Raw genomic sequence first — 12,164 nt, forward strand, 5'->3', positions numbered from 1 at the left:
TCATCCTGCAAGCCCGGCATGCAATCGTCCGGGCTGCGAGCGTTGCAGCTACGCGTAGACGCCGCCGTTCCATGCATCACCGGCAACAGTTCCCGGGATGTAGGAAGCGCCAGCACCGTTGGTGTTTATTAGCGCGTTGTTGCCGACATCGTATCTCTTCCCGGTCACCGTGCCGGTGAACGTGACGCTGTTCACTTCCACGAAGCCAAGATTTCTGGCCTCGATCGTGGTCGCGACGGTGCGTGTGCCCATCGCGATCGTGTTGCCGAAGATCTGCATGCCACCTTGATCGATGGCACGGATAAGAGCGCCAATATCTGCATCCAGCGTGAAGTCGGCGTCCGATAGCACGTAAGATCCCGATCCCTGGACCGTGATACAGGAGCCGCCGCAACTGCCGAAGGTGATGCCGGCCCCGATGCGGAGCCACCCGCGCTGGAGCGACAGGCATCCATAGCCGTTGACGTTGGGATTGGCGATCTTGCAGTTTTGCAGCACCGCGCCGGCTCCGAGGCGCGCCTGTACTGTTCCTTGGTATCCAAGGTCTGCGGTGATGATCGTGGTGTCGCCCGCACCGCTGTAGACCAGATAATGGTAGGTCGTCAGGCCGACGACGACAGGCACGTCGACCTGTTCGGCGAAGGTCCCTGCACCGAGGTCTATGGTAACGGCGTAGCCGTTGAAGTCGATCTGGCCGATCGCCTGGTTGGCGCGTCCGATGGTCAGGAATGCACCGCCCGCGTCGTCGGCCAGCCCGTCGTTGCTGTCGGAGCCATCCGCCCGGACGTAGTAAGTCCGGTTGGCCGTCAGGCGATCGCGGATGTGCTTGCGTGTTGCGATCTGGTCGTCGTTTCCAAGCGGCAAGCCGGCGGGCAGGTTGACGGCCCCGGTTTCCCTGTCGACCTTCAGCGCTTCGGTCCATGTATCCCCGTCGGCCGAGACCTTGATATGCAGGTCATCATCGCCACCGAGTCCGATTTCCGCGTGGCCGGAATAGCCGGTCTGAAACAGCAGTGACGCGGTGTCCGTCGGCTCAGCCTTGTTGATCTTGAGCCTGTGGTCGCCGTCTTCTTCGTCGAAAAGCGTGGCCGGGCTTTTTACCGTCAGCCTTGATGTCAAGTCGGCCGTCGCATTGACGCCAATAAGCGTGGCCGGGTTCAGGCTGTCGGCTATCGCATCGCCCCAGTCGTCTCCATCGAACGCCAGTAGATCGCGGTCGTCTTCCAGCCAAAGCATCCAGCCGGCCTTTGGAGCCAGAAACGCCCACGCGCCATCCTGCCATGCGGCGATCTTTCCATCCTTGCCGGCCCATGCGCCGGTTCCGTCCGCCGCAACCAGATAGCGGTCGCCGTCCGTTGGCGAAGCAGGTGGCGTCGTGAGGTCACGGTCGAGGACGGACAGTTGGACAAGCGCGTCCAGCTTTCGGATCGCCTCGTTGTGCGTCACATGCTTCTGCGCCTGCGACGGCATGATGTAGGGAAGTTCAAGGTTTGCACTGTTTTCCATGGCTGCTCCTTCAGGTCAGTAGCTAGCCAAGGGTAATTGCGGTCAGGATGACGTGGATAAACTTCCACGAATTATTTCGGATCGTGCGGTCCGAAGCCCCAAAGTTGCGCGGCTCAGCTTGCCTCGCGCATGCGTTCGGCGGCTTCCAGGTTCACCGAAACAAGCTGGCTCACGCCCTGCTCGGCCATGGTGACGCCGAACAGCCGGTTCATGCGCGCCATGGTGATCGGGTTGTGAGTGATGACGACGAAGCGCGTCTCGGTCGAGGCGGCCATCTCGTCCATCAGGTTGCAGAAGCGCTCGACATTGTGGTCGTCGAGCGGCGCATCGACCTCATCAAGCACGCAGATCGGCGCGGGGTTTGTCAGGAACACCGCGAAGATGAGCGCCATCGCCGTCAACGCCTGCTCGCCACCTGACAGGAGGGTCATCGTCTGCGGCTTCTTGCCGGGCGGGCGGGCCAGGATTTCCAGTCCGGCTTCCAGCGGATCCTCGGACTCGATGAGTTGCAGTTCTGCGGTGCCGCCGCCGAAGAGATGCGTGAACAGCCGCTTGAAATGGTTGTTGACCACCTCGAAGGCGGCGAGCAGGCGCTCGCGGCCCTCTCGATTGAGGCTCTGGATCGCCTGGCGCAGCTTGCGGATCGCCTCGATCACGTCCTCGCGCTCAGTGACGATCGTTTCATGGCGTTCGGAAAGCTCGCGCTGCTCTTCTTCCGCGCGCAGGTTTACCGCACCAAGCCGTTCGCGTTCGACCTTCAGCCACTCCAGGCGCTTTTCCACTTCGGAGGCGTCAGGCAACGGCGCGTCGGGATCGAGTTCGGCCTGGCGGAGCGCCAGATGCGGCGGCGTGTTCAGGACTTCCAGGATGCGCGCCTCAGCTTCCTTCCGGCGCTCGTCGGCGGCGTTCAGGCGCTCTTCCGCGCGTACCCGGCCTTCACGCGATTCCGAAAGCTGCTGGACGGCCGCGATCGCCGCCTTGTCGAGGACTGCCTGCCTATTTTCGGCTTCCTGAAGGCGGTCGGCGGCCTCCTTGCGCAGCGTCTCTGCCTTCGACAATTCGCCGAGCAGGGCACGTCGCTTGGCGTCGATTTCGTCCGGAGCGTCCTCAAGACCCTGCAACTCGGTCGCGGTTTCCAGACGGCGTTCCGCCAGCGATGCGATCTGCTGGTCCGCATTGGCCGCGCGTTGCATCCAGGTGTTGCGCTCGGTCGCAATCGCGGCCAGCCGTCTGGTACGGGCCTCTGCCTCGCGCTTCAGCCCTTCATGTATGGCGCGCGCGTCGGCCAGAATACCGCGATCGCGATTCACCGTTGCGGCAAGGACCTCCAGCCGTTCGCCAAGATTGCCGAGGTCCGGTGCTTCGGCGAGCCGTGCCTCGGCTTGCGCCATCGCGTTGACCGCTTCTGCTACATCCTCGGCAATGCGCGCACGCGATTCCACAAGGGACTGACGCCGCGCGGCAAACTCGCCGGCCGCCTTTTCCGCCCGCGCCAGCGTGTCCCGAGCCTCGCCCAGTGCACGCTGCGCATCACGCCAGGCCTGCCGGGCGGCAGCTTCGGCAGCGGCACGTTCGCGCACGGTGTTTTCGGCAGCGGCCATTGCCGCCTCTGCTGCCCGCACCTTCTGCGTGGCAACGACCATTTCGGCGTCGAGTTCGGCGAGCCGGTTCTTCTGGGCCAGCCGTTGCGCGGCGGCGGTTGGCGCATCGGCGCTGGCGGTAAAGCCGTCCCAACGCCAAAGCGCTCCATCCTTGGTCACAAGTCGCTGGCCGGTCTTGAGCAAGGTCTGCAGTCTGCTTCCATCGGCGCTTTCGACGATGCCAATCTGTGCAAGGCGCCGGGCAAGCTGATGCGGACCCTTGACGACGCTGGCGAGGCTGCGCACGCCTTGGGGCAAGTCGGGGTCCGACCCCGCGACCGCTATGTCCGCCCAATGCGCCGGCGCGCCGGGATCAAGAGCGGCATCGAGGTCGTCGCCGAGCGCAGCGCCTAGGGCGGCTTCATAGCCGCGCTGAACAGTGATCTGTTCGAGCACAGCGGGGAAAAGATCGCCGGAAACCGCGTTGATGATCTTGGCTAGTGTCCGCGCTTCGGTCTCAATGCGGGCGAGTTCTGCGCGGGCTTCCTGCAACGGCGGGCGGGCAGCACTTTCCGTGGCACGAGCCTCGGCAACCGCCTTTTCCGACGCGGTCGTGGCGGCTTCGGCGCTCTCGAGCTTTACCTGCGCTTCGTCGGCAATCTGCTTCTTTTCGACCGGGTCGGGAAGGCCGGCGATCCGCTGGGCGATCTCCTCAGCCTCGCGGTCGAGCGTGGCCTGCTGCCGCTCAAGCCGCTCGCGGCGCTCGGCCGTTTCCCGCAGCGACCGTTCGATCTGATTGCGGGCGGCGGCAACCTCGGCGCGTTCGGCCTGCAGCTTGGTCAAAGCTGCTTCGGAAAGCGTCAGCGCCGACGAAGCAGCCTCAAAGGCGGCGCGTGTCGACGTTTCCCGCTCAACCGACGAGGCATTTTCGTCGTTCAGGGTCGCTTCTTCGGCATTGAGCCGCTGGAGCACATCCGCGTTGTCGCGGACCATCTGCTCCTCGCGGGCCATATCCGCGTTAAGCTGTTCCAGACGGCGGGCAAGTTCGCTGCGGCGGCGCTCGATACGCGCTGCCTCTTCCTCGATCTGCGCCTTTGCGATGGAGAGACGTTGATAGGCAGCGGCGGCGGCGGCCTCGGCGTCGCGCAATTCCGGCATCTTGTGTGCGCCGATTGCCTGTTCCTTGGCGGCTTCCATCTGCGCGCTCGCGCGTTCGCCAACGACGGATGTTGCGGCCGAAAGCGCCGACTGCGCCTCGGCCTCCGCTGCCTTGGCCAATGTCCAGCGCACGTGCAGCAAAGTCGCCTCGGCTTTGCGGATGTCGGCCGACAAGTTCTTGAAACGCGAGGCCTGTCGGGCCTGACGCTTCAGGTTCTCGATCTGGCCCTCGAGTTCGCCGACCACGTCATCGAGACGTTCTAGGTTCTGCTCTGCTGCCCGCAAGCGAAGTTCCGCCTCGTGGCGGCGAGTGTGTAGGCCCGAAATGCCGGCGGCTTCTTCGAGCAGTGCACGACGCGCCTGAGGCTTTGCCTGGATCAGTTCGCCAATGCGGCCCTGTCCGACCATGGACGGAGAACGCGCGCCGGTGGATTGGTCCGCAAAGAGAAGCTGGACGTCCTTGGCCCGCGCTTCCTTGCCGTTGATGCGATAGACCGAGCCTGCTTCTCGCTCGATCCGGCGCGAGACCTGGAGTTCGTCGGCGTCGTTGAAGGCGGCTGGCGCTGTCCGGTCGACATTGTCGAGGAAAAGCGTGACTTCCGCCGTATTACGCGCCGGTCGCGTCCCCGAACCGGAGAAGATCACATCGTCCATGCCGGACGCGCGCATGTTCTTGTATGAGCTTTCGCCCATGACCCAGCGCAAGGCTTCGACAAGGTTGGACTTGCCGCAGCCATTGGGCCCGACGATACCCGTCAGGCCACGCTCGATGACGAATTCGCCCGGTTCGACGAAGGATTTGAAACCGAGAAGGCGAAGGCGGGAAAACTTCATCCTCGCGGACCTGAAGGCGAGCAGAAGCCCGCCCCTTCGCGCTCGATCCGGGCGTCAGAGCATGCCGTCGATGATCGCCGACATTTCCTCAATTGTAAGGGCCCCTTTGTAGGTATTCCCGTTGATGAAAAAGGTCGGGGTGGAGTCGACCTTGAATTCCTCCGCGCCGCGCTTTTGCACAGCTCTCACATCGTCCAGAAGCTTCTGGTCCGTCAAGCACGCCTCGAAGGACTCCTGTGAAAAACCGGCAAGACGGGAAATCTGGAGCAGGGCGTCCTTGGCGTTCTCCACAGAAGCCCAGTTGCGCTGTTGCTTGAACAGCACATCGACCATTGCGTAATAATTGTCCTTGGAGCACCGCGCCAGCATGAAACCTGCCTCCGCGCGGGGATCGAACGGAAATTCGCGCAGGATCAGCCGCGCCTTGCCGGTGTCGATGTACTTTGTCTTCAGTTCCGGCAGGGTTGTTTCGTGGAAATGCGCGCAGTGCGGGCAGGTCATCGACGCATATTCGACGATGGTGACCGGCGCGTCGGCCTTGCCGAGCACGATGTCCGGCAGTGCGCCGGGTTCTAGCAGCTTCGCCATGTCGACGCTTCCTGCCGAGGCAGGAGCTTCCACGGCTGCGGCGGGCGCTGCGGCAGGGGACGTCTCTGTTGCAGGAGTTGCCGGTTCGGCGGGCGTTTCCGCGCTGGCTTGACTGGAGTCGCTGCAGCCCGCGGCAAGAGCCGCGCCTGAAACGGCAAGCAGAGTAAGGACGGTCCTGCGATGCAGCGAGCGTGTCATGCGAATCACCTGATTTGCTAGGATGTTGTAACGCCTTGGCTCAAGAAGCGAGCTTCAGCACGCATTAGGGCTTCCCGATCTCCAATCCAATCGGCAAAATTGTGGCCACAATCACGTTCGTGAGAGGCCAATTCAGCTTTTGCGCGGCTTGGAGGCCATAACACTCGCCCCTAGCCTCTCAAGGGACTTGCGCAGGCCTTCGTCGTCCACTCCATCGACGACACGGGCTAGGCGGCCGCTTTCCTCCGGGGCAAGCGCACGCAACTGCCGCCTTTTGCGGGAGTCGGACGTCCGAATTGGCTTTTGGACGATCCTGATCCGACCGATCGCGGAAAATCCGAGGAAGGCGTTTACCCTCGATATGATCTCGCCGGTTTCGTGCTGGATATGCAGCGCGGAAATGCCTTCGCAGGCAATGACCAAGACCGCCGGTTCGAACGGGTCGTCGTCCTGAAGGCGGCGCGGCCACTGGATTTTCTCTGGCCGCGACGTAGCTGCAAGCCGGGCTCCGACGATGTCCTCCCAAGACTGGACGAGCCCGATGGATATCCCGGCGCGCCTGCGCAGCACGGGATCGAGGATAGCGGTGGCGAGATCGCTTACCGCCACAGCGTTGCGGTCAGGCCCTTTTCCTGCCATGGGCTTCGAGCATCCGGTTGTCTGAAGGGCTATTCTGGAAACCAAATGGCACCGACAGAAAAATCACGCAAGGGCACGGTTCGTACTAGCGACATCGCCGGCCGGCTGCTCGACTGGTACGACGCGCACCATCGCGAGCTTCCGTGGCGGGTGTCGCCATCCGCCTTTGCAACCGGTGTACGGGCCGATCCGTATCGGGTCTGGCTGTCGGAGATCATGCTGCAGCAGACCACTGTCGAGGCGGTGAAGCCGTACTTCGGCAAGTTTCTCGACAAATGGCCGACCGTGACAGACCTTGCCTTGGCGGAACCCGAGGATGTCATGAAGGCCTGGGCCGGATTGGGTTATTATTCACGCGCCCGCAACCTCAAGAAATGTGCCGATCTGGTCGCTGCTGAGTACGCCGGCATATTTCCCGACACCGAGGATGGCTTGCGCGAGTTGCCGGGGATCGGCGCCTACACAGCCGCAGCCATCGCGGCGATTGCCTTCGGGCAGAAGGCGTCGGTGATCGACGGCAACGTCGAGCGGGTGATGTCGAGGCTCTTCGAGATACGGACGCCCTTGCCCGAGGCCAAGGGCGAGATACGCATTCTGCTCGACGACATCGTGCCGGCAGACAGGCCCGGCGACTTTGCACAGGCGATGATGGATCTTGGAGCGACGATCTGCACGCCGAGACGTCCGCGCTGCATGCTCTGCCCGTTGCGAGACGACTGCCTGGCGATCCTGACAGGCGATCCCGAGCTGCTTCCGATCAAAGCGCCCAAGACGGAAAAGCCGACAAGGCGCGGGGCCGCCTTCGTGGCGCTGCGTCACGACGGTGCGATCCTGCTTCGGACTCGTCCGGAAAAGGGCCTGCTCGGCGGCATGAGCGAGGTCCCGACGACCGGCTGGACGGCGCGGCAGGATGGCGACCTTACAGAGGCGAGCGCGCCTTTTCCCGCCGACTGGCGGCGGTCGGGCAGCATCTCGCATGTTTTCACGCATTTTGTGCTCGAACTGGATGTCTACCTGGCGGATGTCGTGTCGCCGGAAACGCCAGCGGGACATTGGTGGTCACCAGTTTCGGCCGTGCATGAGGAGGCGCTGCCCACCGTCATGAAAAAGGCGATTGAAGCCGCTATCCCCGACGCCACCAGACGCAGATATTGAAAGGATAGGCATGCAGCAAGTCCAGCACATCGTGTTCGATATCGGAAAGGTGTTGATCCACTATGATCCGGAAATTCCGTTCAGCCGGTTGATCCCGGACCCGGCGAAGAGGCAGTGGTTCTTCGACAACGTCTGCACGCCGGACTGGAACATCGAGCAGGATCGCGGACGCGGGTGGGAAGAGGCAGAGGTCGAACTGCTGGCGATCCATCCCGGGCATGAGGCAAACATCCGCAATTTTCGCCGCTACTGGCACGAGATGGTGCCGCACGCCTATGACGACACCGTCGACCTGATGGAGCGGCTGATCGACGCTGGTCACGATGTCACGATGCTTACGAATTTTGCGGCCGACACTTTCGTCGAGGCGCGTGCGAGGTTCCCGTTCCTGGAGAAGCCGCGCGGCGTGACGGTCTCCGGCGAAGTCGGGCTGATCAAGCCCGATCGCGCCATCTACGACCTGCACGCCGATACGTTCGGGCTGACGCCGCCTGCGAGCCTCTTCATCGACGACAGCCCGAAGAACGTGAAGGGGGCCCAGGACGCCGGCTGGCAGGCTGTACTCTTCACAGGCGCAGGCCCCCTGGAAGCTGACCTGCGCAGGCTGGGCGTGGCGTTCTAGGCGCCGGCGCGTTCCATTCCGAGCCGCGCGATGCGGCGCAACTCGTCGATCTGGGTGAGGCCGCCGTTGCGCTCGTAGTGCCAGAAGGTCCAGCCGTTGCAGGCGTCGAGACCCTGCACCTGCGCACCGACACGGTGAATTGAGCCCGCAACGTCGCCGACTGCAAGCGTACCGTCGGCGCGGACCTTGGCGGCAAATCGCCGTCTTGCGTCATAGAGGGTCGAGCCGGGCTTTATCGCGCCGGAGTCGAGCAGGCTGACGAAGGCGACGCGCGGTTCCGCGCGCTTGCCGGAGATCGTGGCGAGGTCTTCTTCCGCCATCGGCTTGACAGAAGCGATGCGCTCCGACGCCGCGTCGATGTAGGCCTGCTCCCGCTCGATGCCGACGAAATTGCGGCCGAGACGCCTTGCCACAGCGCCGGTGGTGCCCGAGCCGAAGAAGGGATCGAGCACGATGTCGCCGGGCTTGGTGGAGGAAAGCATGATGCGGGCGAGCAGCGCCTCCGGCTTCTGTGTCGGATGCAGCTTGTCGCCGTTGTCGTCCTTCAGCCGCTCCGCGCCGGTGCAGATCGGGAACAGCCAGTCGGAGCGCATCTGCACGTCATCGTTGGCGGCCTTCATGGCTTCGTAGTTGAAGGTGTAGCCCTTGGCCTTCTGGTCGCGAGACGCCCAGATCATGGTCTCGTGAGCGTTCTGGAACCGGCGGCCCCGGAAATTCGGCATCGGGTTGGTCTTGCGCCAGACGACATCGTTGAGGATCCAGAAGCCGAGATCCTGCATGATCGCGCCGACGCGGAAGATGTTGTGATACGAGCCGATCACCCAGATGGTGCCGTTGGGCTTCAGCACGCGCCGCGCGGCGAGCAGCCAGGCGCGGGTGAAGGCGTCGTAGGCGGCGAAGCTTTCGAACTGGTCCCAGTGATCGTCCACCGCGTCGACCTTGGACTGATCGGGCCGGTGCAGATCGCCGTCGAGCTGCAAATTGTAGGGCGGGTCGGCGAAGATGACGTCGACCGACTTTTCCGGCAGCCGGTCGAGCGTCGCGACGCAGTCACCCTTGAGGATCGCGTTCAGCCATTCTGGTTGCGCAGACAGTGCAGGGGCCAGGGAATCGTCGGTAAGCGCAATTGCTGCGGACATGGGTACACTCGGGACACGCGTTACTGTTCACTGTCCGTTATGGTTACCGTTCTCGGTAAAGATTTAATGAAATGACGGCGCGAGATTTGCGATGCCGCGCCGCATGGTGTAAGCGCGCCGCTTCCCCGAACAGGACCGCGTGACCGCCATGCCGCAGCCAGACCTCGTCATTTTCGACTTCGACGGAACGCTCGTCGACAGCGAGTTCGTCGCGGCGCGCATCGAGGCCGAACTCATCACCAAGGCCGGCTACGAGATCACCGGCCAGGAACTGTCGGAACTCTATGCCGGGCTGACCTTCAAGGACATCCTGCTGCGGATCGAGGAAGTATCCTCCATTCCGCTCAAGGCGTCGCTGATCGACGAGGCCGAGGAAGTCGTCGACAAGCGGCTGCGCGCCGAGGTCCGGGCAATCGAAGGCGCACGGAGCGCCGTCGCTGCGGTGGCCGCGAAGCGCGCTATCTGCTCGAACTCACGCGCCGACCGGGTTCGGTTCATGGCGGAAAAGTCGGGGCTCGGCCCGTTGTTCGGTGAACACATCTACTCGTCGCTGGACGTGGTGGGTGGAAAGCCGAAACCCGCGCCCGACGTTTTTCTGTTCGCTGCGCGGAAGCTCGATGCGGATCCGGCCAAGACCTTCGTGGTGGAGGATTCCGTCCATGGCATTGCCGGCGCGAAGGTGGCGGGCATGCGGGTCATCGGTTTCACCGGCGCGTCGCACAGCTATCCGGGACATGCCGACGTGCTGACCGAGGCTGGCGCGGAGACGGTGATCCGGCGCTGGGCTGACTTTCCCGGCGTGCTTGCCGCGCTGACCGAATGGTCGGACGCTTAGTTCGCTTCCGCGCCGTCTCTTGGTCTTGTTTTCGACGGAAGACTTTACGGGCGATGCTTCTTGCCACCGGGCTTGCCCCAAGGTTTGCCGCCAGTATGTTTCCCGGTGAACTCTCCTGGGCGGTTCTCTCCTGACCCACCCTTGCGGTGCGGCTTCTTGAACGGATTCTGGGAGGCCTTCACCTTCCGGTCAGTTTTCGTTTCGCCTCTCTTGACGGACGGCGTTATGACGATGCCTCTCTCGGTGCCGCCAGGCTTGCTGATCCGCTCAGCGAAATCCCGAGCCTTTTCCGCAGAAATCTCGAAACGCGTTTCGGTGTCATCGATTCTGATCGAGCCGACGTCGCGCTTTGAGACGCCGCCTGCCTTGCAGATCATCGGTAGCAACCATTTCGGGTCTGCTCGCTGCTTGCGGCCTAGCGACAGTGTAAACCAGACACCGCCCTCCATATCAGGACCGCGCTCCGCCGGCCTGCGTTCCCCTTCGAGGGGCTTGTCATGTTTCCGCTTACCGGTCTGCATATCGCTTACGGGTAGCGGCGAAATGTCCTCCGGCACGGGGCGCGCCGCGAGTTGCTGGCGCACAAAGGCCGCGACTATTCGCTCGGCCGGTATCTTGCCCAGCAACTCCTCCACGAATGCCGCCTCGCCCTCGTCAGGTTCTGCAGCTGCAACGGCGGCATCGATTATCTGCCTGCGGTAGCGCGCCTCGATATCGGCGATGCTAGGGGCCGCGCGAACTGTCGCCGTCAACTTTGCCAGCGCCAACACGCGCTGTGCTGCGCCGCGTCTGTTTTCGGGAACAATGAGTACGCAAATGCCCTTGCGTCCGGCGCGGCCGGTCCGCCCGGAACGATGCAGCAAGGTCGCGGGATTGCTCGGGACGTCGGCGTGGACCACCAGATCAAGATTGGGCAGGTCGATACCCCGCGCCGCCACATCGGTCGCCACGCATACATGCGCGCGGCCATCGCGCATCGATTGTAGTGCGTTCGAACGCTCTGATTGCGCCATCTCTCCCGAAAGGGACACGACCGAGAAGCCTCGGTTGGCAAGCCGCGCAGTGAGATGCCGCACTGCCTCGCGCGTGTGGCAGAACACAAGCGCGCTGGAACTGTCGGAGCCGAGCAGCGTATTGATTACCGCATGCTCGCGTTCGTCGCGTCGCACAAGCATCAACTGGTATTCAATGTCCGCGTGCTGTTCTGCCGGAGTGGTCGCGGCGACGCGCACTGCGTTCTTCTGGAAGGTCTTTGCAAGTTCGGCGATGCCACGCGGTACCGTTGCAGAGAAAAGAAGCGTCCGTCGCTCCGCCGGCGCTGCACTGAGGATGAATTCGAGGTCCTCGCGAAAGCCGAGATCGAGCATCTCGTCTGCCTCGTCCAGGACCACCGCGCGAAGTTCGCCGAGGTCAAGCGCTCCCTTCGAGATATGATCCCGCAGACGTCCGGGCGTACCGACAACGAGATGCGCGCCTCGTTCCAGTGCACGGCGTTCCTTGCGCATATCCATGCCGCCGACGCAGGTCGCCGTCTGTATACCGGTCGGCGCGTAAAGCCAGTCGAGTTCCCGCTGTACCTGGATTGCAAGCTCGCGGGTCGGGGCTATGACGAGCCCTAACGGACGGCCGGGAGGATCGAACTGATCGGATTCCCCAAGCAGAGTCGAACTGATCGCGATGCCGAAAGCGACCGTCTTGCCCGATCCTGTCTGCGCCGAGACGAGCAGGTCAGCCTCGCCATGGCCGCCGTTTGCCATCTCCAACTGTACAGGCGTCAGGTGGCTATAGCCTTTTCCAGCAAGCGCGGACGCGAGGGAATGGTGAATAGTGGCCGGCATCGAAACGTCCGGAGCATTTTGGTTCTGCGTCATGGTCAAGCTTTCTGTGAGGCAGGCCCCATAACACAATGG

At 63.2% G+C, this 12,164-nt stretch carries 9 protein-coding genes; 3 read left to right on the forward strand and 6 right to left on the reverse strand.

All coding sequences use genetic code 11. The features are described 5' to 3' along the window. Nucleotides 1–48 precede the first annotated feature (48 nt). The 4 genes from ABMA32_RS07130 to ABMA32_RS07145 form a co-directional block, all read right to left on the reverse strand. Nucleotides 49–1,506, reverse strand: a complete 1,458-nt coding sequence (locus ABMA32_RS07130) for a DUF2793 domain-containing protein (RefSeq protein ID WP_349013006.1) — start codon at nucleotides 1,504–1,506, stop codon at nucleotides 49–51. Nucleotides 1,507–1,619: 113 nt separating this feature from the next. Beyond that, complete coding sequence (gene smc, locus ABMA32_RS07135) at nucleotides 1,620–5,078, reverse strand: chromosome segregation protein SMC (RefSeq protein ID WP_349013007.1); 3,459 nt, start codon at nucleotides 5,076–5,078, stop codon at nucleotides 1,620–1,622. A gap of 54 nt (nucleotides 5,079–5,132) precedes the next feature. Beyond that, nucleotides 5,133–5,864: a DsbA family protein gene (locus ABMA32_RS07140; protein ID WP_349013008.1), complete on the reverse strand. Its 732-nt coding sequence runs from the start codon at nucleotides 5,862–5,864 to the stop codon at nucleotides 5,133–5,135. Nucleotides 5,865–5,996: 132 nt separating this feature from the next. Beyond that, nucleotides 5,997–6,503 (reverse strand): DUF721 domain-containing protein, encoded by a 507-nt coding sequence (locus tag ABMA32_RS07145; RefSeq protein ID WP_349013009.1) that lies wholly within the window; start codon nucleotides 6,501–6,503, stop codon nucleotides 5,997–5,999. Between the two features lie 45 nt (nucleotides 6,504–6,548). Here ABMA32_RS07145 and mutY point away from each other — a divergent pair, with 45 nt between their 5' ends. Next, nucleotides 6,549–7,658, forward strand: a complete 1,110-nt coding sequence (gene mutY / locus ABMA32_RS07150; protein WP_349013010.1) for an A/G-specific adenine glycosylase — start codon at nucleotides 6,549–6,551, stop codon at nucleotides 7,656–7,658. Between the two features lie 10 nt (nucleotides 7,659–7,668). Next, nucleotides 7,669–8,280 (forward strand): HAD family hydrolase, encoded by a 612-nt coding sequence (locus ABMA32_RS07155; RefSeq protein ID WP_349013012.1) that lies wholly within the window; start codon nucleotides 7,669–7,671, stop codon nucleotides 8,278–8,280. Here ABMA32_RS07155 and ABMA32_RS07160 read toward each other — a convergent pair. Next, nucleotides 8,277–9,419 carry a site-specific DNA-methyltransferase gene (locus tag ABMA32_RS07160; RefSeq protein ID WP_349013013.1) on the reverse strand — a complete coding sequence of 381 codons (1,143 nt, stop codon included), beginning with the start codon at nucleotides 9,417–9,419 and terminating at the stop codon, nucleotides 8,277–8,279. The two genes, ABMA32_RS07155 and ABMA32_RS07160, sit on opposite strands and share 4 nt — an antisense overlap. A gap of 148 nt (nucleotides 9,420–9,567) precedes the next feature. Between ABMA32_RS07160 and ABMA32_RS07165 the strand changes: the two genes are divergently transcribed. Beyond that, a complete protein-coding gene (locus tag ABMA32_RS07165; protein WP_349013014.1) occupies nucleotides 9,568–10,254 on the forward strand; it encodes an HAD family hydrolase in 687 nt (228 codons plus the stop codon). Between the two features lie 44 nt (nucleotides 10,255–10,298). On the opposite strand, the gene ABMA32_RS07170 is transcribed toward ABMA32_RS07165, so the two are convergent. Next, on the reverse strand, nucleotides 10,299–12,125 hold the full coding sequence (locus ABMA32_RS07170) for a DEAD/DEAH box helicase (RefSeq protein ID WP_425475481.1): 1,827 nt from the start codon (nucleotides 12,123–12,125) through the stop codon (nucleotides 10,299–10,301). Nucleotides 12,126–12,164 lie beyond the last annotated feature (39 nt).

This window comes from Mesorhizobium quangtriensis (assembly GCF_040081925.1).
GTDB lineage: Bacteria > Pseudomonadota > Alphaproteobacteria > Rhizobiales > Rhizobiaceae > Mesorhizobium_K > Mesorhizobium_K quangtriensis.